The organism is Buttiauxella warmboldiae (assembly GCF_003818135.1).
GTDB lineage: Bacteria > Pseudomonadota > Gammaproteobacteria > Enterobacterales > Enterobacteriaceae > Buttiauxella > Buttiauxella warmboldiae.
This window is the reverse complement of record NZ_RPOH01000098.1, coordinates 21,691-45,361: the sequence shown is the minus strand read 5'-3', so window position 1 is coordinate 45,361 and position 23,671 is coordinate 21,691. Positions and strand designations below refer to the sequence as shown.

Genomic DNA, 23,671 nt, shown 5'->3' with positions numbered 1-23,671 from the left:
ATTGATGGCCTCTGTTCGTTTTGCGAACAACATGGGGTTTGCCATCAGTCTGAGGGCCTGTGCAAGGCCCTTTTTTCACACGCCGTACTGCGTACGGTATTCCTGAACGGCAGCCAAATGTTCAGCCATTTCAGGCTTTTCTTGCAGATAATCAATCAGATCTTTCAGGGTAATGATTGAAATCACCTGGCACTGGTAATCCCGTTCCACTTCCTGAATCGCAGAAATTTCGCCACGACCACGTTCCTGGCGATCCAGAGAAATTAGCACGCCCGCCAGTGATGCATTATTCGCCGCGATGATTTCCATTGATTCACGGATGGCGGTCCCCGCCGTTATCACATCATCCACCAGCATCACGCGTCCCTGAAGTGCGCTGCCCACCAGGCTGCCGCCTTCGCCATGATCTTTTGCTTCTTTACGGTTGAAGCAATACGGCACATCACGTTCATGATGCTCCGCCAGTGCCACAGCGGTGGTTGTCGCGATGGGGATGCCTTTGTAAGCCGGGCCAAACAGCAAATCAAAATCAATACCCGAATCCACTAACGCGGCGGCATAAAAACGGCCTAACAGCGCCAAATCACGCCCGGTATTAAACAGCCCGGCGTTGAAGAAATAAGGGCTGGTGCGCCCGGATTTCAGCGTAAACTCGCCAAACTTCAGTACCTGCTTGTTAAGCGCAAATTCAATAAACTGGCGCTGATACGGTTTCATGGATTTGCTCCTTTGCATTTCATGTCGATATTTACCCGCAATAATTCAAGAGGCATTACCGCCTGGAATATGACAGGTAGAAAAAAGGCGACTACTTGAGTCGCCTGAAAAATCAATTTTCTAACGCCGCCTTCTGCGACGTTACGATGGATTCAATTCCCCCTCGTGCCAGCGCCAGTAACGCCAGCAACTCTTCATGGGTGAACGGCTCGCCTTCAGCGGTGCCCTGAACCTCAATCATGCGGCCATCTTCCATCATCACGACGTTCATGTCGGTTTCTGCAGCAGAATCTTCAACATATTCCAGATCGCAAACAGCCGCACCATTAACGATACCAACGGAGACTGCAGCAACCATCCCTTTCATCGGGTTGGTTTTCAGCTTACCTGCGGCCACCAGCTTGTTCAGCGCATCAGCCAGAGCAACACAAGCGCCGGTGATTGAAGCTGTGCGAGTACCGCCGTCAGCCTGCAGAACATCACAGTCCAGCGTAATGGTGTATTCACCGAGCACTTTCAAATCGACTGCTGCACGAAGCGAGCGAGCAATCAGACGCTGAATTTCAAGAGTGCGGCCGCCCTGCTTACCTTTTGCTGCTTCACGGAAGTTACGAGTATGCGTTGCACGAGGCAGCATGCCGTATTCTGCGGTGATCCAGCCCTGACCCTGGCCTTTCAGAAAGCGTGGCACGCCTTCTTCAACGGTAGCGGTGCAAAGCACTTTGGTATCGCCGAACTCGACCAGCACGGAGCCTTCTGCGTGTTTGGTGTAATTACGGGTCAGGGTGACTGGGCGCACTTGTTCGGCGCTACGACCTGATGGACGCATGGGGTTATCTCCGCTAAAACGAATGTGGCTGCGCATTATACGGACTTCCCTCGCTTATTCCTATCCTGCAAGTCCTGGCATGGCTATAATCCCCACATCTATTACAGAATACGGTTACGAAATATGATCCGCAGTATGACCGCTTATGCCCGACGTGAAGTCAAAGGCGAATGGGGCAGCGCCTCCTGGGAGTTACGTTCGGTAAACCAACGCTACCTCGAAACTTACATCCGTATGCCAGAGCAGTTCCGCAGCCTCGAGCCCGTGGCCCGCGAGCGTATTCGCACCCGTTTAACCCGCGGAAAAATCGAATGTAACCTGCGTTTCGAACCTGATGCTCGCGCTCAAAGCTCTTTGCTGCTTAATGAAAAACTGGCTAAACAGCTGGTGGAAGCGGCGAACTGGGTGAAAATGCAAAGTGACGAAGGTGAAATCAATCCGGTTGATATTCTGCGCTGGCCGGGCGTGATGTCCGCCCAGGAGCAGGATCTTGACGCCATCGCCGCTGAAATTCTTGCCGCCCTTGATGGCGCTCTGGACGACTTCATTGTCGCCCGTGAAACCGAAGGTGAAGCGCTGAAAGCTATGATTGAGCAGCGCCTGGCAGGCGTGAGCGGCGAGGTCATTAAAGTCCGTGCACAGATGCCAGAAGTGCTGAAATGGCAGCGTGAGCGCCTGGTGGCAAAACTGGAAGATGCCCAGGTTCAGCTTGAAAATAACCGCCTCGAGCAAGAATTGGTGCTGATGGCGCAGCGTGTCGATGTTGCCGAAGAGCTGGATCGCCTGGAAGCGCATGTCAAAGAGACCTACAACATTCTGAAGAAAAAAGAAGCCGTTGGCCGTCGTCTAGATTTTATGATGCAGGAGTTCAACCGCGAGTCGAACACGCTGGCATCAAAATCTATCAATTCAGATGTCACCAACTCCGCTATTGAGTTGAAGGTGCTGATTGAACAGATGCGCGAGCAGATCCAGAACATCGAGTAATGTTTCACGCGATCTCGCGTAGTCTCACTAAGTCGCATCAGGACAAAAAGGCCATTGTAAATCATGGCCTTTTTTGTTTTATATAGTCTCATGAAGTATCACTACAGCGCGTGTTCTGCGTGTACTTAAAGGTGTACTTATTAAGATTTAAGTACACACGTTTAAGTACACCCCTTCTGATGATGAGAGATATATGGGAAAACTGACAGACATACAAATCCGTACATGGATTAGAAACAATGAGCACTTTGCGGGTCGCTCTGACGGGAATGGGCTATATATCTGTTTTCCAGAGACTTATAGCGCCCCATTCTGGCGATTTCGCTACAAAATGGCGGGCAAAGCCAGAGTTATGCTGATTGGCTATTACTCCAGTATTTCGCTCGCGAAAGCGCGGGAAATTGCTAAAGAACTTTCTGCCCGTGTCGCTCTGGGACATGACGTAGCGGGAGAGAAGCAGGAACGTAAGGCTGAAGCGCTGAAGAAGATGGAGGAGGAGAAACATGCACTCCGCGTTTCAGAACTGGCGGCAGAATACTTTGAACGTCAGATCCTCAATCGGTGGAAGCACCCCGACATTCTGCGCCGCCGCATAGACAAAGACATCAATCCAACAATCGGGCATCACAGAATCGAAGATGTCAAACCCTGGCATATCGACGATATGCTGCAAAAAATCGTCCAACGCGGAGCGCCTACAGTTGCTAATGATGTTCTTCGCTGGACTCGCCGTATTTTTGATTACGGTATCAAACGACATATGCTTGAAAGCAATCCTACCAGTGCTTTTGAAATCTCAGATGCTGGCGGACAGGAGCAAAGCAGAGAACGCTGGCTCAGTCGTGAAGAGTTGATGAAGTTTTTCCAGGCTATGCCCATGACAAAAGGTTTCTCACGTCAAAACGAGCTGACAATGAAACTTCTGCTGGTGTTCTGCTGCCGTAAGATGGAGCTTTGCGGTGCACGTTGGGAAGAGTTCGATCTTGATGATGCGGTTTGGCACTTACCCGCAGAACGAGTTAAGAATGGAGATGCGATCGATATCCCTATCCCTGCACCAGCGCTTGGATGGTTAAAAGAACTGCATCAGATGTCCTGCAATAGCCAGTGGGTGCTTCCAGCAAGAAAGATGCAGCACCGGATGATCCCCCACATTCAGGAAAGCACATTGCCTGTGGCCTTGAGCAAGGTAAAGGGCAATCTACCTGATGTACCTAATTTTACTATTCATGATTTTCGGCGTACTGCTCGCTCGCATCTGGCAGCATTAGGGGTTGATCCGGTAGTTGCAGAGCGTTGTTTGAACCACAGAATCAAAGGCGTAGAAGGGATTTATAATCGTTATCAGTATTTTGATGAGAGGAAGCAAGCGTTGGAATTGTGGGCTGACTTGCTTGTTTCTTTAGAAAGAGGTGAGGGCTATAACGTGACGCCGTTAAGAAAAGTTATAGCATAAAACGTACTTACATATGTGAGTATTACTTGTAGTCAGTACACAGCAAATGTATTCCTTTATTTTACATAAGATTAGCTCATAACAGCTAAAGGAATTGAGAGAGCATATTTGACATTAACTACTTCAAGACACATCTGGATACCGCCTGAATAAGACGATTAAGTTCTTGCAATGGAGGCTTTATACCCACTATATTCATATGGCTAACTAAGTGAAAAGATGGAGTTTTTATGTCAGAAAATGGCCCGCGCGAGGATTTAGCCAAGCTGGTCTCCTCAAAATTACTGGCTCGTTTCAAATGGCAACAGCATGGTCCAACAGATCAGGATTTCCCATGCATCAATGAAGAAGAGCATAAACCAGAGGATAAAAAACAGTCGCATACTCATCCGGTGGATGTAGTATTTCATTATAAAGATCCATATTTAAATAAAATAATTTATTTGAATACTGATCTAAAAAGTTATTCAGCAGGATCGCTGAATCCGAAAATGATTGAAAATTCTCTAAATTCATTGGGGAAAACTATTAATTGCGCAAAACGTAGTGGAGTATGGTCTGAACGATATTGCACTCAACCTGAAAAAAGTGAAATTAGAGGATTGTTGTTTGTTTATAATCATGATAATGATTTCAAACATAACTTCTACGACTTTTTTTATCCTCCTAAGCCAGCCAAAGGCAGAAGGCCCACTGCGGTCAATCTTGATAAGATAAAACTGACTACAGGACAGCAGATTCATATTATTGAACCGAGAACAATTACTTACCTTATGTCCATCGTTGGGGATATGAATGAACTTATAGCAGAATCGAAATTTCCAAAAGAAGAATATGGCTTCTTTTACCCTCAACTAACATTTCATAAAGTCCTTAATGCAGATGAGTATTTGCCAGCTACAATAGAAACACTTACGTCCCCATTCATGATTGTTAAACATGGAGCTGTTTTCGAATGGGATAGAAAAAAACAGGAAGATAAAGAGGTTTATCCTGAAGGTTACATTATTTATTATAATGAAAAAGCAAATAGTGACCTAGAATTTTATTATCTTCTAGATTTACTGAGCAACTACCAGATTTTAAATGCAAAAAATAAAATACGTATTAGAGTAGCGTCTCTGGATAAAGATGATTCTTTAGTCTCACATTTCTTTCGCGCGCGACAAAAATTTGCAATGGATTGGGGATATGATGAAGATATGAAAAAATATCTTGATTCAATTGAGATCTACTCAGTACCGATTCAAAAAGAATTCTACTCATCCGAAGAAAGATCATGGGGGCTTGAGAAATGAATAATATTCATAGTGTGACTGATAAGGCTCTTTTTGACGCACTAAGTCAACCAAGAGTCACAACTAATGAATTACGAGACTTATACCTTGAACGCGGTATTTTAGTATCTAAGGCAACAGATAAGAAAGAACTTGCTAAGAATTTTTCTAAATTCTCACATGATTTTCATTTACACCAAAAAATTGCTGCTATTTTTGGTGGTTTCCTTCGAAGAGAAAAAAATACATCAGTTCTTGTCAAAAATGAAATATCACGAGATGTAATGTTAGAAGCTGCTGACCAATTAAAGAAGGAGTTAGAAAGCCAAGATGATCTTTGCCATGTAATAGCTGATAAGAATATAATCAGAATACATATTACTTATTTAAGTACAAATTATGGAAAAAGTGACTTCTGCCAAGTTGAGAAAAAAACAGCAGTTTTCGAAATCGAAAAACAAGACTTAGGTTATTCAATCCGACGACCCGATAACGATCAAGCTAAAGTGTATGAGTCAAATCTCTTAAAGCATGTCGAGAAACTATGTAACGAAGTAGAATCTGAGAATAATTTCGATTTGAACCTCGATGAAATTAGCTTGAGTAACATAGATGATGCAGAGAAAAGAACGGAATTTTTTACCAGATTAATTAATGGATTGGAAGGTTTTACCCTGCATGATGTTACCGATGCCTATGTTTATCATCCAAAGCCAAAAGTTATTGAAGAAGAAGATGGTGATACTGATTCGGGTGTACATATAAGTAAAGCCTCATTAAAAGGTGAAGGTGTTCTAAAATCAGAAGAGCTAACTTCATTATATCAACGTGGTTTTTATATCTGGAAAATCCGCTGGAAAGTATTAGAACAAAACGGTGATCCAGATATGTATGAGTTTGAAGCTCAATTTAGCGACCCATTAGATTTCACAGGATTTTCGTACATATCTAGAGGTTATAAGAAGTATAAAGGAGCAGGTGAATATAATAAAAATGCATCTCCTTTAAGTGACAATAGAGAGCTATATTTCAAGCGGTTAATTGAATCAACAGCCCGTTCAATCATAGATAATATTAATGAAGAATATGAATGAGGTAATATATGAGTGTTCAAGAAAGAGTGAAGTGGAATCGCCTTAGAACATCATTATCATTATCTGAGTTGGTTGACTATTTTAGCCAAAACACATACTCAGACGATAAAGGCTATGGCTATTCTGCTTTCGAATTAGATGGAAACATCATTAGAGCAATTCACACTGAAAGAAATATTATAGAGAATATAATTGTTGACCCATTGGGTAATGAACACGTTCAAATAATCACCGAGTATATCTCTGTGAAATTTTCATTAATTCCATTATCTACAAAACTTTATCTGTTATGTATCTATAATCCACCAAAATCTATCAAAAATTTCATAGACAAACTTTGTTCGGAATTAAACTATAAAATTGGATTAAGTTCAATAAATATTGATCTGAATAAATTTCATTCCGTTTTAAAAAGAATGGACGAAATTTCACTCTTAAAAATTAGAAAAATAAAAGTAAGCAGTATGGTAATTAACGACAATGCAAAGTCGTCAATTGAAGTATTATCACGTAAAAATGCTATTAATGATCTATATGAATTAACTGGGGAAAGGAAGTTTACAATAGATAAAATGAAAATAAACTGTCTTATAGATGGGAGACCATCTGATTTCGAAATATCCAAGGCTGGAAGTCTTTTAGCACTTGATGATCAAATACCATTTTATACGGATTTAGTAATACAACAGTTATTGGAAAGCGAAGGTTGATTTTATATATTACGAGATCGTTTAATTTGTGAGGAATTAATATGGAAACTAAAAACAAAGTTGAAGGTTGGATTTATTTAAATGAAGAGGAACTTAATCTTCAATTTGAAAAAATTAAGTATGAATTTAAGGATTTAACTTTTCTATCGATAAAATCTCCTAATGATTTAATAGCATTAAGAGAGTACTTTAACCAGTGTCTTATAGAAGGGTGCTTCAAATCACAACGTCATAAACTAGCATACCTTTTATCAAAATACGAAAGTGGTGCTTTTAATGAAGAGTTAGGTATAACAAGACGGCACTTTGTTGATTCAACGCTTGCAAAAGCATGGCTAGTTAAAATGCAAAAAGAATTTCATCCTGATAAAAATAAGAACATCAAGAAAGATATTGATTTTACAAAAGTAAGCGAAGGAATAAATCGAGCTTATGGTGAGATGGTGGGTAAGAAATGAACTATCCAACTCTTAGATATTACGATCTCTCCGAACTAACAGATCCATTTTCTATTAATGAAATATCAAATGCAACATTAGACCAGCTAGATAGAGGTAATGTTGAATCAATAGCAAAAGCTTTATACACTAATACAAAAATATGCGTAAATGGAGTTCCTTTCATTAAAGTAAAAGGGATTGCCGATATAATACGTACAGGTAATTCCGGGCTGGAGAGGGCTCTTATATATCAAGGCATACCTGGATTTCTACCTCGTTCAGAAATAGTATCCATAGATGGGTTTGATCATATTTCTGGACATTCATTATGTGCTATTCTGGATTCTAGAATAGGTTGCAGAAGTGGGAAAACAAAGCAATACTTAAAAATAGCTCTTAATCTTTACTTCAGGATTCTTAACTCTGGAGCAGTGAGAGATTTGAAAGAGATGTTTTTAGAAGAAATAGAACAAAAACGCTCGACTCTGAAAAATGAACGTATCCGAACCTATAATATTACTCAGTGTGAATTTACAGGACGTTCATTTGGTGACTCTTCTTTAATGCAATTTGCGCATATAGATAGTGTCGTTTATAACCCGAGCACAGCACTTGATATTAACAATGGCGTAATAATATTCCGAGATATTCATGCTGACATGACGCGCAGAGGTATAAACACTTACGAAGAAACTTATTCATATTGTGAAGAACATGGTTATTTTCTTGATTGGGCTGATTGATTTTCTATTAATAACGGATATTGAAATATAACATGCCTGTTTAAAACAGGCATGTTTTTTAAGAAGTTTGGATCAGAGAATTAATAATTAAGATAAATAGTAATTATATCTAAAAGAACAATTATACCATTATGCAACTTTTTATATGTAGATATATTAAATATTTAGTGCCGACTCTAATAGCGAATCTATATGATGAACGAATTAATAAAGTTGATTAATACTGATCCTGAAGAATCCAAGATACAAGATTTTTTTGAAAAACACCCTGCATCAATTATAGGGGCTGCTTATGCATTATCGAATGCATTAATATCTAAGTTTCCATTAGGCGTCGATTTTATCACAGATTTTACATGGGTAAATCCTCGTTCCGGCCCCACATATGTGTATCTTATTGAGATTGAAAAACCTTCGAAATTGATATTTAATCAAGACAGTTCATTTACTCAAAGTTTTAATCACGCATACGGGCAAGTGGAAGATTGGTTGGGCTGGTGCGCTAGGAACCAAGGTACGTTTCGAGATACACTCGTCCCACTAAAGTCTCATAATGACTTGCCACCTTTTTTTGCTGTAAGAGGAATACTGATTTACGGAAGGGATTCTGAATTAAATAATAGTAGGAGACAGGAACGCTGGAGTCAAAAAGGGCTATCAAATCCATTTATTCAGGTACGAACTTATGATGGATGGGCTCGTGAAATGAATAATACCATACCACCTCACGACGGGTTAGCTAGTTATTTATCGACTTTACATTATTCCAGTCGCTCCTATATTAAAAAATCTCTATAATTTGAATATATAATAATATTCATAAATGTTGTCATAGCTAAAATAGGCAGGCGTCATGAACCAAAATGATGCCTGCCTATAAAATTATTGCTCCCTATAATTCCCGTCCATTGAACCCACAGCTGAAACACCACAATAGTTCTCGCAGTTACGGGTCATAACATAGACAGAACCATCTTTCAATTCACTAATCACTGCCACACATGCACTCGATGAGTCGCTGTAAACCCAGCGATTTCGCTGCCCTGCGCCTGCACCAACAGATTCGGCAATGCCCTCCATATTACAAACACCAGAAGCATTACCGTGAGATGCATTAATATTAAATTCAGCAGTGCCACTCCCCGTCGATAAAGACAAAGCGCCATTTTGCTTAACGTATTCAGCTGCATGTGCCATAGTAAAGCTACTGGCCAATAGCAAAGTTAGAACTATCTTTTTCATTATTACTCCTTTATATACTGTTAAATATTAAAAACGTCTGTACCAAAAAATCATCACCGATATAATTTTGTACTGGAATATCCTTGTTTTCGTGTTTCCATACGTTGAGTATCATAGGTGTTTCCGCAATTAACACACGAATAAACATTAGTAATTTTGTATCGTTCTTCTGTCCAAGTTGACTTTATAATTATCTGCTTTCCATAATGAGGGCCTCGTGTATCTCCACCAACAACGGCTTGGTTTTGAGTTTTACTCCTGGGTATGGCTGATAAAAATTCTCTTTTAGTATCTATTAGTTGAATACTATATGAAGCATTGCAAACCTTACATCTAAGACCACTTGAAATAAAATAAAAAACCAATTTAACAATAGGGAATAAAAGCAGTAAGAATATTAATGCACTGACAATTAAACGGATCGGTATTTCCAGAGGCGTGAAGATATAACCTATGCCTGAAATAACTCCCGTCAACCCTACTCCATATAGCCATGAATGAACGTTCGCATCACGTTTAATTTCATCTTGTTCTTTATTCATACTGCCCTCCAAAATTAACTCATATTGTCTATGTCGAGTAACATGACCTACCTCATTTCCTCTTCTTTAATCAACCAATCGTATATGTATGAGAAACATAGGGAGACTCAATAACCCTGAACGTCCCCGCACCAACAATATGGTTCATTACTTTTACATTCTGGATAGATGATTTTTCACGTAATTGTGCTCGATGGTAAAACGCAGAATATGCCACCAAGCCTTCCCCCCAGCTAATATCTCTTGTTGGGGCAATAATCGCATTACAGAATGATTTGTGTAGGATAAATAACTCTTCTGCGCCATTACCAACAGAGCAACTTGAGAAACAAATGCATTTCCCTCTTAATATCGGCCAGGCAAGTCGATCTAAATCTCGCCATGTAATAATAGCATCATCTGTTAGAGCAAAGCCTCTATCATATCCATGAGCACTAATGTGGACATATTTTATATTTTCTCTTTGAGCGACTTTTAACGCTTTAATGAGCATTTTCTCATTAATAGCCTCAATGCTTTTGGCATTGACACCTTGTAATTGAAGTATACGCTTTAATGTTTCTCCTTCACCTCTACCATCATAAATATCCTGATCGCTACGTGATTCAATAATCAATACTTCCTGTTTTTTCATCAGCCACGCCAAACAAGATATTCGTTTATGAGTTTGTTATAGACATACCAAAAAGATCCCATCTTCAGTTCAAGGAGTTGGTTACCGCAAAAGCGTTAGATTACGAGGTATCCACTGTCTTGCTCCCTTCTCCTCCCTTCACCATAACAACTATAGATGCGCAAAATTCATTTATAATCCATAGATGATGTTCATACAAGAGAAAAAAGGCCACAAACTTCCATCTATAGACATTTTACGGAAGTGAAGAGCAGTATATGGCCCAGTTACCCTCAGATAGTGCAGACAAACAGGTAGGCCAACGCATTCAAATGCGTCGTAAAGAGCTGGGGATGACAGCCCAGCACTTAGCGGAGCTTGTGGATATATCCCACCAACAGCTTTCGCGTTATGAACGTGGAACAAACAAGATCAACGTAGCCCATCTCGTGAACATCGCGGTTAAGCTCAACACACCGATTAGCTGGTTTTTCATTGATTGTTTCTCGACGTTTGAAAATGACGCCCAAAAACAACAGGATTTCGCACCTGTAAAAGATGCAGACTTGAGGAGTCGACTTGATAACATATGGCCTCGCTTAACACATGAGCAGAGGCGCATATTGATTATGTTTCTTGATAAATACACCAAACAATAATGATAAACAATGGCTATTTTATCCAAAAACTTAAAGAAAGATGTTTTATTTATCTTCTTCATCTAATATAGATAGCCGTTTAAGAAGAAGCTTCTTATTCAACAATTTCTTAATATGTATTTCCTTCCAGTTATATGTGTCCTCACCATTAAATACTGCACGTGGATGTCGAATTTTTCTTTCCTTCATGCTACTGATTATTTGAGAATCAGAAAGTCCTAGATCATTTTTAAAATGATCAACTGTCTTATATAAATCGTATAATTCTTTTGATGCCTGTGATTGAGGCTGATACAACTGCTGCATCTTTTCAAGACGAAGCAAATAAACTAAGGCAGCAGAATAACTTTCTATAAGGTTATGCATTCCCGGCACTGGTCTTTTATGCCCCAAACTTTCACATAAGTCTGCCAATTTTTCATAGGAATCATTATCAATCCTAATTGATATTTTTTTCTCGCCTAATTCTTTCAGTCGTTCCTGACGTCTATTTTGATAATCTTTGTCTCTCTGTTTTCGGGCTGCCACTTCATCATCTTCCAAACGCTTTTCCATTTTTGCCATAACGCCAGACCTCGCCTCTAAATCTGACGATCAGATTACCCTGTGGTTAGTAGCTGTCAACATTACAGTCTGATGATCAGATCCATACTCAATCACAATCTGATCATCAGATCCTTATAGGTTTTGCTCAAAAGCCCTTTCAAACGACTTTTAGGTGAATCTGATCGTCAGATTCACCCGCTTACCGCTGAAATTTAGCGGTTTTAAAAATCTGTAAAGGCATGTCGCATCAATTGGATGCGTAAACCAAACGGGCTTTTACGATGCACACCTCACGTCTGATCAAACTAAAAACCGTCCTTGAATACTGCGCTTTTTCAAAAGCAACGCTATATCGCCAGATCAAGGCAGGTCACTTTCCTGAGCCAGTTCGTTTGACTGGTGGAATCGCCAGCAATAACGAATCCTCGCGTGCTGTTGCATGGCGAGAAGAGGAAATACTGCAATGGATTGCCAATCGTCAAAAAGTGTCGTTAGCAGAAACCAAAATTTGATGACGTTTATGGATCAGAAAATCCCATCCCTCTAATAGCACGTTATATGCACATAGATATGAATAGTGAGAGTAATAACTGATATTGATTCATATGCTGATTATGGCCTCATATGGGCTGTAACTCTCACTATTCTGAGAAGGAATAGTTATGTTATTACACAGAAGCAATATAGATATATGCCAATCTTTAAAGATCGGTAGAGATAATGACGGGCACAATCTAAAAATAAGAATTGATAAGTTAACTGTAGTTAGTAGTTTTCTTTCTGAAGAGGAAAAAAAGGAAGTGTATAGTAAACTGGAAAAAATGAATCAACGGAGTGAAAGGATATATCGAGCTGAATACATTAAAAACAAAAAGGAAAAACCTTATCGCAAATCACTAAATATATACGATAGAAAGAAGAACTCCCCAGTTCTATTGCACATCGATTATGTTCCAAAGCATCCTAATACAGGAGGGCTACGTTTGGATTTTAATCCTCAACATATGACGAAAGCCAAAATAGATGATTTAGTATCATGGATAAATGGCAATTTAGGTGAGATATTTTATCGGCTACTTGTTCGAGCTTGGGTTACAAGAATTGACGTAGCTCTTGATGTATATAACTGCAAGCTAGATGATTACCTATGGGGATTAAAAAATGCAGGGAAGAGCACTTATTACGATACTGAAAATGGATTACCTGGGTTTAGAATAGGCAGCAATCGCTCTCTTCTACATATTCATTGTTATGAAAAAGTTAATGCACACCGCGACAGAAAACTCATTTTGAAGGATCGTGCCAAACTTATTAATATCAATCTGGATGAGCATAAGCGCTTCTTGCGTATCGAAGGTCGATACAAGCCTGGCGCTAAACCAACCAGTAAGAAAAAGAATGCCTTGATGCTGGCCCAACTCCTGGAGATGAAGAACCCGTTCAAGCGACTTCAAGTCTACTCTAACAGCTTAGGAGAGGAGTTACTTACTAGAGGGTGTCTTACTACCCTCCCAAAAGAACCCAGCGTAATAGCGCTGAAAGCCAGTCTCAGACAACATCTAGGGCGTTCATGCTTGACTGCCTTACTTGCTAGACATAAAACAGTGCTTTTCGATGAACGTGAGATCTGGAGTCTGTGGCCACGCTGCGTTGAGCAATTAAGCAGCATATACAACATAGCATCTGCTTACGGTGTACTTAAGGGTGTAGCTAATCGAAAAGACGATTATAGAAAACACTTGTAAATCAAAGCACATATACTGACACTCAACATTCAGATTCAACATCGAGTAACGTTTCACGCGATATCGCGTAGTCTCACTAAGTCTCGTCAGGATAAAAAGGCCATTGTAAATCATGGCCTTTTTTTGTTTTATATAGTCTCATATCGTATCACTACAGCGCGTGTTTTATCTGTACACGGCAATAAGTGTAGTGGATCACAACATCGGGATTGGCCTGTCGAAACCGGCACGCAGCGCAAACAATCATTCTGGCCGCGTACCGTGAATGATAAGTTCACCGCTCATTTAGCTGATGATATGGCTATCTAAGCGGCAAAGAGCTTTGATGCTTAGCGCCTTAAAACCGTTTTGATAGCGTCAAAGACGAAGATAACGAATGCCAGCAACAACAAAATGGCACCCAATGGCATCAAAGCGGAATCGTGAACGATGTTATTGGCATCAATGGTCGAGTCCGCCACGCTAAGTGACACAACCCCCGCAATGGCGACAACAATCCATACAATGCGACGTGTAGGTAATCTCATGATGTATGCTCCCTGACAGAGTAGTTGCGTAATGAAATTACATGAAGAACGGGCCACCAGATTTCATTAAATTCGGTAACTCCCCGTCCCCGAAATAGCCCGCATACCTTAAATTGACTCTAAAACCCGCACCGGAAACACAGCCTCAGAGCGCAAACCGTAGCCAGCAACATAACGTTATTAGCTTATACGACTGCGTAGCATTATGCAGAACGGGCAGGAACACCCCGCTACAGGTAAGGCGTCACAGGTGCTAAGGAGAGTATTCTGTGGATTCGTGCCATGCTGGCTATAGAAGTTAGCCAAAATTTTGCTCTCAAGGGTGCTGGCGTTAACTGCTGCTGCGTCATGGGTGATATCGACCTGCGATTTAAACGCCAGGCAACTGAATGACGTGGCAGCCAGTGACAGAGCCAGAATGCTATGCACTTTCATGAAGAGATCCCCGGATGAATTAACGCTATGTAATAACATTACCTCCATTTGAGCTTGATGAATAGATCTATGTACCGGCAGCCTGGTCGGCTGAACCACATCTACTGATAATTCATCAGTTGCTCCGCCGTGATTAACCCTAGCTTTTCAAGCTGAATGGCAACAGCGCGCCCGGAACGCCCCAGCTCAAGACTTAATGCCTCAACGGTTTTTCCAGCCGTATAACCCTCTGCTAACTGGAGTTTTTCTTCATTACTCCAGGGAAAATAGGATTTAGCAGGTTTCCCTTCTGCGATATTCTTTTGCTGACGTTCGTGCAGGGAAAGCTTAGTTTTTTTGATTTTTGCAGAAACATCAACCAGCTCTTCCGCTAGTGTGAATAACATACGGATCATTTCAGGTGTCTGAGCAACAGATGAACGGCTCAATAACTCGCCGGTATCCGGGTTAACACCGTTTGCCAATGCTCTCAGTATCATTGAAGTGTTCATCATCGTGACCCTATTCATTTATCAATAGAAAAACTTATCCTTACAAAGATAAATACATTCACAGAAAACCATTAAATATGCGATTATGGAAAATAATCCATTAAAATAACTAATCCAAAATAGTTCGATTTAGAAAATCTCAATCGTGATATGGTTCACAAAACGTTACCCTCTGCATGTTTCTAACGGGGGTATCAATGCTGTTACATATTCTTTATTTAGTCGGCATTACTGCCGAGGCAATGACTGGCGCACTCGCAGCGGGTCGCCGTCGCATGGATACTTTCGGCGTAATTATTATTGCCACGGCCACCGCTCTTGGCGGCGGTTCGGTACGCGATATTTTATTAGGGCATTACCCCTTAGGCTGGGTAAAGCACCCGGAATACGTGGTGATAGTTGCGGTTGCCGCCGTACTGACCACCGTATTTGCTCCTGTAATGCCTCATCTTCGCCGCCTGTTCCTGGTGCTGGACGCCCTGGGCTTGGTCGTCTTTTCCATCATTGGCGCACAAATCGCATTGGATATGGGCGAAGGGCCAATCATTGCCATTATCGCCGCCGTCATTACCGGCGTTTTTGGTGGTGTGCTGCGCGATATGTTCTGTAAACGTATCCCTCTGGTCTTCCAGAAAGAGTTATATGCAGGCATCGCATTTGCCTCCGCGGTGCTTTATATCGTGTTGCAACACTACGTTTCGGATCGGGACGTGGTGATTATCTCCACGCTGATATTCGGATTCACAACGCGCTTGCTGGCATTACGCCTGCGCCTTGGGCTGCCCGTATTTCACTACAACCACGCAGATCACTGATCGATAAACCCCTGAATGCCTTGCTGCGCCAGAAAATTAGCTAGCTCAGCGACTTGGGGATGATGGATAAACGCCACCAATTTTTTTGCTCTCGCGGCACCAATCCCCGGCAATTTTTGCCAGCTTGCTTCATCCCGCGCCGCTAAATGCGACCACTGTGAATCGGGTAATGAATGGAGAACGGCTTTTGGTAGAGGTAAGCCAAACGCCAGCAGCCATTTTCTGAAGGGCTGCTGCCGGGTCAGTAGGAATTGCTGCCAGAGATGATCCGCTCTGGCAGTTGAAATAACGCTAATCTGGGTCAGCTCTTTCTCGCCGACGGCCAGCCAGGAAAAAATATGTTTCAGCTTGAGATGCTGCTGAAGTTGCTGCCAGGAACGCGAGCTTACCCCGGTGATATTCAGGACTTGCGGGGAACTTAGCCACGCCAGGCGTGCGATAAATTGTTCACGGCACCAGATCTCAAAGTACAGACAGCTCAGCGGTGCGATCGTGTTGATGGCAGGAGGCTGCGGCTTATTCCTCTGGCTAACTCGCCACACCACCTCGTCAAGGCGAGGGATCCCTTGCCCGGCAAGGCTCACCCTCACGCGATCTCCGGCGGCAATATCTAACGCCTGCCATTTCTTCACTGAACCGATATTCACCCGCTTAACCTGTTTATCATCAATCTGTAGGGGATGAAGATTAAGCACCACGGCAACTTTTCCGGTACGCCCAACCGAAAATTGAACGCTTTTAACTTCGGCAAGCTGCTGTGCCGATGGGTACTTCCATGCCATCACCCACGCAGCCTTTCCCGGGCGCCAGTATTTTCCGGCAGGCTCCATCGCCTCCCGAATCACCACACCATCGGTCACAAAAGGTAGCGGAGCCCTAAACCATGACTCCCGCAGCGCGGCTATTTCATCCACAGAAGTCACGGGTCTTGACCAGCTTTTTGTCAGAGGGAAACCGCCCTGACGCAGCATTTCCAGTTTCTGGCTCATATCTTTAGGGCCATCAGGCCACGCCCAGATAAATATGCCTAACTCATTGAGTAATGCAGGATCGGCCTGACGCATCATAGCGCCTGCTGCTTTTCCCCGGGCGTTGATACCGCCCAGCGTTTTCTGCACATGATTATCCCGTTTCCAGAAGATCTCTCCTTGCAGCACGCTATCCGCAAGCGGGCCAGCCAGGGTTTTAGGGATAGCCGGAATCATTCTGGCTTTTGCCGTCCACTCCTGTCCTTTCTCACCGTCACCGCGGCTGAGAAGCTGCGTCAGTTGGCCTTGCTGATAAACCAATGTCACCGCCACGCCATCTATTTTTGGCTGTACCCAGAGATGGGTTTTGCCTTTGATCCACTGTGCAACGGCAACGCTATCGGGAAGTTTTTTCACGCCGGTATGAGCGACAGGATGTAGCGCTTTGCCCTGGGTAAATAGCCTGGGTTGTTGAGGTTCTTGTGCTGGGTTAAAACACTCCTGCCACTGAGTAAACTGGCTACGCATCTCGTCATATGTCGCATCGCTGACGAGACTTACGCCTTGCTGGTAGTAGGCGCGATCCCAGGCTTTAAGTTTTTCATTTAATTTATCCATCTCCTGTCGGGCTTGCACAGGTGACCACGCCGGACAGGTTGCCGATGCTATTACGCTAAGCAGCCCCACTAACCCAATAAGCTTAACTATCCACCTCATAGGCTCCTCCATTTCAGACGACATGAGGTATAACGCGAGGAGAAAGGTAATGCGATCGGGGATAGACCAGAGTGGGAGACACTTTCAGAGACGTTTAATTTATTGCAGTAATACGAGGTATTTTTTAGAAAACATTACGCAAAATGGCAGAAATATTGCTGATGGACGTGACAAATTCTCCGTGACTGGATGGCGGCGTGTATAATAGGCCGGTATACGCACCTCTTTTATGCTTACCGAATAAGTTAGAACTCATGGCTCAAGGCACGCTTTATATCGTTTCCGCACCAAGTGGCGCAGGAAAATCCAGCCTCATCCAGGCTTTGTTAAAGACACAACCGCTGTACGACACGCAGGTTTCTATTTCCCATACCACTCGTGGTATCCGTCCGGGAGAGAAACATGGCGAGCACTACTACTTTGTGGAAAAGGAAGAGTTTAAGCAGATGATCGCTGAAGACGCATTCCTTGAGCACGCCGAAGTATTCGGTAATTACTACGGCACTTCACGCCATGCCATTGAACAAATTCTGGCTACGGGCGTGGATGTTTTCCTGGATATTGACTGGCAGGGTGCGCAGCAGATCCGTGAGAAAATGCCGCAGGCACGCAGTATTTTTATTCTGCCGCCGTCAAAAGACGAGCTGGACCGTCGCCTGCGTGGTCGCGGGCAAGACAGTGAAGAAGTTATCACGAAGCGTATGGAACAGGCTGTTGCAGAAATGAGCCACTACGCTGAATATGACTATTTAATCGTCAACGACGATTTTGACACCGCACTGTCAGATTTAAAAATTATCATTCGTGCCGAGCGTCTACGAATGGGTCGCCAAAAAGCGCGACATGACGCTTTAATCAGCAAACTATTGGCAGACTGAGCCCAGTTTCAGTATCATGCCCAGTCATTTCTTCATCTGTGGAGCATTTTAATTATGGCACGCGTAACTGTTCAGGACGCTGTTGAGAAAATTGGTAACCGTTTTGACCTGGTTCTGGTCGCCGCACGTCGCGCTCGTCAGATGCAAACCGGTGGTAAAGATCCACTCGTTGCTGAAGAAAACGACAAAACGACGGTCATCGCACTGCGCGAAATCGAAGAAGGGTTGATTACCAACCAGATTCTTGATGTTCGCGATCGTCAGGAGCAGCAAGAGCAGGAAGCCGCAGAACTGCAGGCCGTTACCGCTATTGCTGAAGGTCGTCGTTAATTAGCCTGCGGGTAGCCCTTGTATCTGTTTGAAAGCCTGAATCAACTGATTCAACAATACTTGTCCGAGGAGCAGATCAAGCGCCTTCGGCAGGCATACCTTGTTGCGCGTGATGCTCACGAGGGACAAGCACGTTCAAGCGGCGAGCCCTATATCACCCATCCGGTAGCGGTGGCCTGCATTCTGGCCGAGATGAAACTCGACTATGAAACGCTGATGGCAGCCCTTCTGCATGATGTGATTGAAGACACCCCTGCCACCTACCAGGATATGGAACAGCTGTTTGGCAAAAGCGTTGCCGAACTGGTGGAAGGGGTCTCTAAGCTCGACAAACTGAAATTCCGCGATAAGAAAGAAGCTCAGGCTGAAAACTTCCGCAAAATGATCATGGCGATGGTGCAGGATATCCGCGTCATTCTGATCAAACTCGCCGACCGCACGCACAATATGCGCACGCTTGGGGCATTGCGCCCTGATAAACGTCGCCGCATTGCGCGCGAAACCCTCGAAATTTATAGCCCCCTGGCACACCGTCTTGGTATTCATCATCTGAAAACTGAGCTGGAAGAACTGGGCTTTGAAGCGCTTTACCCGAATCGCTATCGCGTCATTAAAGAAGTCGTGAAAGCAGCACGTGGTAACCGCAAAGAGATGATTCAAAAAATCCTCTCGGAAATCGACGGGCGTTTGCAGGAAGCCAATATTCCCTGCCGCGTCAGCGGTCGCGAAAAACATCTTTACTCCATCTACTGCAAAATGACGCTCAAAGAGCAGCGTTTCCACTCGATTATGGATATCTACGCCTTCCGCGTAATTGTTCACGATATGGATACCTGTTACCGCGTTCTTGGGCAGATGCATAGCCTCTACAAGCCCCGTCCCGGGCGGGTAAAGGACTATATCGCCATTCCAAAAGCGAACGGATATCAATCCCTGCATACTTCAATGATTGGCCCACACGGCGTGCCGGTTGAAGTGCAAATCCGTACCGAAGACATGGATCAGATGGCAGAAATGGGTGTTGCCGCTCACTGGGCTTATAAAGAGCAGGGTGAAAGTGGTACTACCGCGCAAATCCGCGCCCAGCGCTGGATGCAAAGCCTGCTGGAACTGCAGCAAAGCGCCGGTAGCTCATTTGAATTTATCGAAAGCGTAAAATCCGACCTCTTCCCGGATGAGATTTACGTTTTCACCCCGGAAGGGCGCATTGTCGAATTGCCGGCTGGCGCAACACCGGTCGATTTCGCCTATGCCGTGCATACCGATATCGGCCACGCCTGTGTGGGCGCACGCGTCGACAGGCAGCCCTATCCGCTGTCTCAGTCGCTCAGCAGCGGCCAGACCATCGAAATTATCACCGCACCAGGCGCTCGCCCGAACGCGGCCTGGCTGAACTTTGTTGTCAGCTCGAAAGCGCGCGCCAAAATCCGCCAGATGCTGAAAAACCTCAAGCGCGACGATTCCGTAAGCCTGGGCCGCCGTCTGCTTAACCATGCGTTAGGGGGCAGCCGGAAACTGGCCGAAGTTCCGCCAGAGAATATTCAACGTGAGCTTGAGCGTATGAAGCTCGCCACGCTTGATGATTTGCTGGCAGAAATTGGTTTAGGCAATGCCATGAGCGTGGTGGTGGCGAAGAACCTGCAGGGTGAAGCGTCGGTCATTGCGCAGGCCAATACTCCGGCACACGGCCACCTGCCTATCAAAGGCGCTGATGGCGTGCTGATTACCTTCGCTAAGTGTTGCCGCCCGATCCCAGGCGACCCAATTGTTGCTCACGTCAGCCCGGGCAAAGGGTTAGTTATCCATCATGAGTCCTGCCGTAATATTCGTGGCTATCAGAAAGAAGCCGAGAAGTTTATGGCGGTAGAGTGGGATAAAGAGACCGAGCAGGAATTCCTTACTGAAATTAAAGTGGATATGTTCAATCATCAGGGTGCGCTGGCAAACCTGACTGCGGCAATCAACACCGCGGGTTCGAATATCCATAGCCTGAATACGGAAGAAAAAGATGGTCGTGTTTACAGCGCGTTTATCCGTATGTCTGCCCGCGATCGCGTTCATCTGGCCAATATTATGCGTAAAATCCGCGTAATGCCGGATGTTATCAAAGTCACCCGCAACCGAAATTAGTGTGATGAATCCTCAACGTTATGCGCGTATTTGCGAGATGCTCGCCAGGCGTCAGCCTGATCTGACCGTCTGCATGGAACAAGTCCATAAACCTCATAACGTCTCGGCGATTATTCGCACCGCTGATGCCGTGGGCGTGCATGAAGTTCACGCAGTTTGGCCGGGTAACAGAATGCGCACCATGGCATCGAGTGCTGCGGGAAGTAACTCCTGGGTTGAAGTGAAAACGCACCGCAGTATTGGCGATGCCGTTAGCCATCTGAAAAACAACGGGATGCAAATCCTCGCCACCAACCTTTCTGATAAAGCCGTCGATTTTCGCGAGATTGATTACACGCGCCCGACCTGCATTCTGATGGGTCAGGAAAAAACCGGTATTACTCAGGAAGCGCTGGCGCTGGCTGACCAGGACATCATTATTCCAATGGTTGGTATGGTGCAATCTCTAAACGTTTCCGTCGCCTCCGCGCTAATATTGTATGAAGCACAGCGCCAGCGTCAGAACGCCGGAATGTACCAGCGTGAAAACAGCACCCTGCCAGAATCCGAACAACAGCGCCTGCTGTTCGAAGGGGGCTACCCGGTACTGGCACGCGTTTCCCGTCGCAAAGGCTTACCCTACCCGCATGTGAATCAGCAAGGTGAGATAACAGCTGATGCCGCATGGTGGGCCACAATGCAATCTGCGGAGTAGTCGGATGAAAGGCCGTTTGCTGGATGCCATACCGTTAAGTACGCTTGCCGGAGTGGGCGCCAGCCAGAGCGGCAAGCTGGCGAAAATTGGCCTGCACACCATTCAGGATCTTCTCCTTCATCTGCCTTTGCGCTACGAAGACCGCACCCAACTCTACCCCATTAACGATCTGCTACCGGGCATTTACGCTACCGTAGAAGGTGAAGTGCTGAACTGCAATATCAGTTTTGGCCGCCGCCGCATGATGACCTGCCAGATTTCTGATGGCAGCGGAATTCTGACCATGCGGTTTTTCAACTTCAACGCCGCAATGAAAAACAGCCTTACGGCCGGAAAGCGTGTACTCGCTTATGGTGAAGCAAAACGCGGCACGCACGGCCCCGAGATGATTCACCCGGAGTACCGTGTTCAGGGCGATTTAAGTACGCCTGAATTGCAGGAAACGCTGACGCCGGTTTACCCCACGACGGAAGGCATTCGTCAGGCAACGTTGCGTAAGCTGACCGACCAGGCGCTGGAGCTGCTTGATACCTGCGCCATTGCCGAATTGCTGCCTGCGGATTTAAGCAAAGCGATGATGAGCCTGCCCGAAGCGTTGCGCACTTTGCATCGCCCGCCACCGTCCATGCAATTAGCCGATCTCGAAACCGGTAAACACCCGGCGCAGCGGCGCTTAATTCTTGAAGAATTACTGGCCCATAATCTGAGCATGCTTGCGTTGCGCGCGGGTGCGCAACGTTATCACGCGCTGCCGTTGCATAATCATGATGAATTAAAAAACCGCCTGTTAGCCGCGCTACCGTTTAAACCAACGGGCGCACAAGCACGAGTCGTTGCAGAAATCGAACACGATATGGCTCTGGATATACCAATGATGCGCCTCGTACAGGGTGACGTGGGTTCAGGGAAAACGCTGGTTGCCGCTCTCGCCGCATTACGTGCGATTGCTCATGGCAAGCAGGTAGGGTTGATGGCACCGACAGAATTGCTCGCAGAACAGCACGCCAATAACTTCCGCCAGTGGTTTGCGCCACTGGGTATCGAAGTAGGCTGGCTTGCAGGCAAGCAAAAAGGCAAAGCGCGTATCGCCCAACAGGATGCGATTGCCAGCGGCCAGGTAGCGATGGTGGTGGGAACGCACGCCATCTTCCAGGAACAGGTGCAGTTTTCGCAGCTTGCGCTGGTCATCATTGATGAACAACACCGCTTTGGCGTTCACCAGCGTCTGGCTCTGTGGGAAAAGGGCCAGATTCAGGGCTTCCATCCGCACCAGCTCATCATGACCGCAACGCCGATCCCACGCACGCTGGCGATGACAGCCTATGCCGATCTGGATACCTCAACAATTGATGAACTCCCGCCAGGCCGCACGCCGGTGACTACCGTCGCGATCCCGGATTCGCGCCGCAGCGATATTATCGAGCGGGTACGGGAAGCCTGTAGCAATGAAGGCCGCCAGGCGTACTGGGTTTGTACCCTGATTGAAGAGTCTGAATTACTGGAGGCCCAGGCCGCAGAAGTGACCTGGGAAGAGTTAAAGATAGCGCTGCCGAATCTCAACGTCGGCCTGGTTCATGGCCGCATGAAGCCGCAGGAAAAGCAGGCAGTTATGCAGGCTTTCAAAGCAGGGTCAATTCATCTGCTGGTGGCAACGACCGTCATTGAAGTTGGCGTTGACGTGCCGAATGCCAGTCTGATGATCATCGAAAACCCGGAACGCCTCGGTCTTGCGCAGCTCCACCAGCTACGTGGCCGTGTAGGCCGTGGCGCAGTCGCCTCTCACTGCGTATTGCTTTATAAGTCGCCGCTGTCAAAAACCGCACAGCTGCGCTTACAGGTGCTGCGTGATAGCAACGATGGCTTTGTGATTGCGCAAAAAGATTTGGAAATTCGCGGGCCGGGGGAATTACTCGGCACGCGTCAGACGGGGAATGCCGAGTTTAAAGTGGCAGATTTACTGCGCGACCAGGCGATGATCCCGGAAGTACAGCGCCTTGCGCGCCATATCCATGAACGCTACCCCGAACAGGCAACAGCGCTCATTGAACGCTGGATGCCTGAAACGGAACGCTATTCAAACGCCTGA

At 45.0% G+C, this 23,671-nt stretch carries 27 protein-coding genes; 17 read left to right on the top strand and 10 right to left on the bottom strand.

Annotated features, from left to right (window positions below):
- Nucleotides 1-75: 75 nt before the first annotated feature.
- Both pyrE and rph read right to left on the bottom strand, forming a co-directional pair.
- The gene (gene pyrE, locus EHN07_RS19135) at nt 76-717 is read right to left on the bottom strand and encodes an orotate phosphoribosyltransferase (protein ID WP_124025597.1); all 642 of its coding nucleotides are present in this window, start codon (nt 715-717) and stop codon (nt 76-78) included.
- A 112-nt stretch (nt 718-829) separates the two neighbouring features.
- Nucleotides 830-1,546, bottom strand: coding sequence for a ribonuclease PH (gene rph, locus EHN07_RS19130; RefSeq protein ID WP_124025600.1), 717 nt, complete (start codon nt 1,544-1,546; stop codon nt 830-832).
- Between the two features lie 123 nt (nt 1,547-1,669).
- Between rph and EHN07_RS19125 the strand changes: the two genes are divergently transcribed.
- The 8 genes from EHN07_RS19125 (at nt 1,670) to EHN07_RS19090 (ending at nt 9,051) form a co-directional block, all read left to right on the top strand.
- The gene (locus tag EHN07_RS19125) at nt 1,670-2,533 is read left to right on the top strand and encodes a YicC/YloC family endoribonuclease (protein ID WP_124025596.1); all 864 of its coding nucleotides are present in this window, start codon (nt 1,670-1,672) and stop codon (nt 2,531-2,533) included.
- A 193-nt stretch (nt 2,534-2,726) separates the two neighbouring features.
- Nucleotides 2,727-3,989 (top strand): tyrosine-type recombinase/integrase, encoded by a 1,263-nt coding sequence (locus EHN07_RS19120; protein ID WP_124025595.1) that lies wholly within the window; start codon nt 2,727-2,729, stop codon nt 3,987-3,989.
- 230 nt (nt 3,990-4,219) lie between these two features.
- Nucleotides 4,220-5,287 carry a PD-(D/E)XK nuclease domain-containing protein gene (locus EHN07_RS19115; protein ID WP_124025594.1) on the top strand — a complete coding sequence of 356 codons (1,068 nt, stop codon included), beginning with the start codon at nt 4,220-4,222 and terminating at the stop codon, nt 5,285-5,287.
- Nucleotides 5,284-6,360, top strand: coding sequence for a hypothetical protein (locus EHN07_RS19110; protein ID WP_124025593.1), 1,077 nt, complete (start codon nt 5,284-5,286; stop codon nt 6,358-6,360). Before EHN07_RS19115 ends, EHN07_RS19110 begins: the two co-directional genes overlap by 4 nt.
- Nucleotides 6,361-6,368: 8 nt before the next feature.
- Entirely contained in the window at nt 6,369-7,070 is a 702-nt protein-coding gene (locus tag EHN07_RS19105; RefSeq protein ID WP_124025592.1) for a hypothetical protein, read from the top strand.
- A 41-nt stretch (nt 7,071-7,111) separates the two neighbouring features.
- Nucleotides 7,112-7,528 (top strand): hypothetical protein, encoded by a 417-nt coding sequence (locus EHN07_RS19100; protein ID WP_124025591.1) that lies wholly within the window; start codon nt 7,112-7,114, stop codon nt 7,526-7,528.
- Nucleotides 7,525-8,253, top strand: coding sequence for a hypothetical protein (locus EHN07_RS19095; RefSeq protein ID WP_124025590.1), 729 nt, complete (start codon nt 7,525-7,527; stop codon nt 8,251-8,253). Before EHN07_RS19100 ends, EHN07_RS19095 begins: the two co-directional genes overlap by 4 nt.
- A gap of 192 nt (nt 8,254-8,445) precedes the next feature.
- Nucleotides 8,446-9,051, top strand: coding sequence for a Shedu immune nuclease family protein (locus EHN07_RS19090; RefSeq protein WP_124025589.1), 606 nt, complete (start codon nt 8,446-8,448; stop codon nt 9,049-9,051).
- A gap of 84 nt (nt 9,052-9,135) precedes the next feature.
- On the opposite strand, the gene EHN07_RS19085 is transcribed toward EHN07_RS19090, so the two are convergent.
- The 3 genes from EHN07_RS19085 to EHN07_RS19075 form a co-directional block, all read right to left on the bottom strand.
- Complete coding sequence (locus EHN07_RS19085) at nt 9,136-9,495, bottom strand: acyl-CoA dehydrogenase (RefSeq protein ID WP_124025588.1); 360 nt, start codon at nt 9,493-9,495, stop codon at nt 9,136-9,138.
- A gap of 53 nt (nt 9,496-9,548) precedes the next feature.
- Nucleotides 9,549-10,037, bottom strand: coding sequence for a hypothetical protein (locus tag EHN07_RS19080; RefSeq protein WP_124025587.1), 489 nt, complete (start codon nt 10,035-10,037; stop codon nt 9,549-9,551).
- Between the two features lie 70 nt (nt 10,038-10,107).
- On the bottom strand, nt 10,108-10,671 hold the full coding sequence (locus tag EHN07_RS19075) for a hypothetical protein (RefSeq protein ID WP_124025586.1): 564 nt from the start codon (nt 10,669-10,671) through the stop codon (nt 10,108-10,110).
- Between the two features lie 257 nt (nt 10,672-10,928).
- On the opposite strand from EHN07_RS19075, the gene EHN07_RS19070 reads away from it, so the two are divergent.
- A complete protein-coding gene (locus EHN07_RS19070; protein WP_124025585.1) occupies nt 10,929-11,309 on the top strand; it encodes a helix-turn-helix domain-containing protein in 381 nt (126 codons plus the stop codon).
- A gap of 45 nt (nt 11,310-11,354) precedes the next feature.
- Here EHN07_RS19070 and EHN07_RS19065 read toward each other — a convergent pair whose 3' ends face one another.
- Nucleotides 11,355-11,873 carry a hypothetical protein gene (locus EHN07_RS19065; protein WP_124025584.1) on the bottom strand — a complete coding sequence of 173 codons (519 nt, stop codon included), beginning with the start codon at nt 11,871-11,873 and terminating at the stop codon, nt 11,355-11,357.
- Between the two features lie 263 nt (nt 11,874-12,136).
- Between EHN07_RS19065 and EHN07_RS19060 the strand changes: the two genes are divergently transcribed.
- The gene (locus EHN07_RS19060; RefSeq protein WP_085347589.1) at nt 12,137-12,367 is read left to right on the top strand and encodes a helix-turn-helix transcriptional regulator; all 231 of its coding nucleotides are present in this window, start codon (nt 12,137-12,139) and stop codon (nt 12,365-12,367) included.
- Between the two features lie 150 nt (nt 12,368-12,517).
- Nucleotides 12,518-13,600, top strand: coding sequence for a hypothetical protein (locus tag EHN07_RS19055; protein ID WP_124025583.1), 1,083 nt, complete (start codon nt 12,518-12,520; stop codon nt 13,598-13,600).
- 329 nt (nt 13,601-13,929) lie between these two features.
- Here the strand turns inward: EHN07_RS19055 and EHN07_RS19050 are convergent, their stop codons facing one another.
- The 3 genes from EHN07_RS19050 to EHN07_RS19040 form a co-directional block, all read right to left on the bottom strand.
- Entirely contained in the window at nt 13,930-14,127 is a 198-nt protein-coding gene (locus tag EHN07_RS19050; protein ID WP_124025582.1) for a hypothetical protein, read from the bottom strand.
- Nucleotides 14,128-14,307: 180 nt separating this feature from the next.
- Entirely contained in the window at nt 14,308-14,562 is a 255-nt protein-coding gene (locus tag EHN07_RS19045; RefSeq protein ID WP_124025581.1) for a hypothetical protein, read from the bottom strand.
- Nucleotides 14,563-14,663: 101 nt separating this feature from the next.
- Nucleotides 14,664-15,041 carry a hypothetical protein gene (locus EHN07_RS19040; protein ID WP_425267209.1) on the bottom strand — a complete coding sequence of 126 codons (378 nt, stop codon included), beginning with the start codon at nt 15,039-15,041 and terminating at the stop codon, nt 14,664-14,666.
- 209 nt (nt 15,042-15,250) lie between these two features.
- Between EHN07_RS19040 and EHN07_RS19035 the strand changes: the two genes are divergently transcribed.
- Nucleotides 15,251-15,868 carry a trimeric intracellular cation channel family protein gene (locus EHN07_RS19035; protein WP_124025580.1) on the top strand — a complete coding sequence of 206 codons (618 nt, stop codon included), beginning with the start codon at nt 15,251-15,253 and terminating at the stop codon, nt 15,866-15,868.
- Here EHN07_RS19035 and ligB read toward each other — a convergent pair.
- The gene (gene ligB / locus EHN07_RS19030; protein ID WP_124025579.1) at nt 15,862-17,553 is read right to left on the bottom strand and encodes an NAD-dependent DNA ligase LigB; all 1,692 of its coding nucleotides are present in this window, start codon (nt 17,551-17,553) and stop codon (nt 15,862-15,864) included. The two genes, EHN07_RS19035 and ligB, sit on opposite strands and share 7 nt — an antisense overlap.
- A gap of 254 nt (nt 17,554-17,807) precedes the next feature.
- On the opposite strand from ligB, the gene gmk reads away from it, so the two are divergent.
- Genes gmk through recG form a run of 5 tightly spaced genes read left to right on the top strand, consistent with a single transcriptional unit; the run spans nt 17,808 to nt 23,671 of the window.
- Nucleotides 17,808-18,431, top strand: a complete 624-nt coding sequence (gene gmk / locus EHN07_RS19025; protein ID WP_124025578.1) for a guanylate kinase — start codon at nt 17,808-17,810, stop codon at nt 18,429-18,431.
- A 54-nt stretch (nt 18,432-18,485) separates the two neighbouring features.
- Nucleotides 18,486-18,761: a DNA-directed RNA polymerase subunit omega gene (gene rpoZ / locus EHN07_RS19020; protein ID WP_034499980.1), complete on the top strand. Its 276-nt coding sequence runs from the start codon at nt 18,486-18,488 to the stop codon at nt 18,759-18,761.
- Nucleotides 18,762-18,779: 18 nt separating this feature from the next.
- Nucleotides 18,780-20,891 carry a bifunctional GTP diphosphokinase/guanosine-3',5'-bis pyrophosphate 3'-pyrophosphohydrolase gene (gene spoT, locus EHN07_RS19015; protein WP_124025577.1) on the top strand — a complete coding sequence of 704 codons (2,112 nt, stop codon included), beginning with the start codon at nt 18,780-18,782 and terminating at the stop codon, nt 20,889-20,891.
- 4 nt (nt 20,892-20,895) lie between these two features.
- The gene (trmH, locus tag EHN07_RS19010) at nt 20,896-21,585 is read left to right on the top strand and encodes a tRNA (guanosine(18)-2'-O)-methyltransferase TrmH (RefSeq protein WP_124025598.1); all 690 of its coding nucleotides are present in this window, start codon (nt 20,896-20,898) and stop codon (nt 21,583-21,585) included.
- 4 nt (nt 21,586-21,589) lie between these two features.
- A complete protein-coding gene (recG, locus tag EHN07_RS19005) occupies nt 21,590-23,671 on the top strand; it encodes an ATP-dependent DNA helicase RecG (protein WP_124025576.1) in 2,082 nt (693 codons plus the stop codon).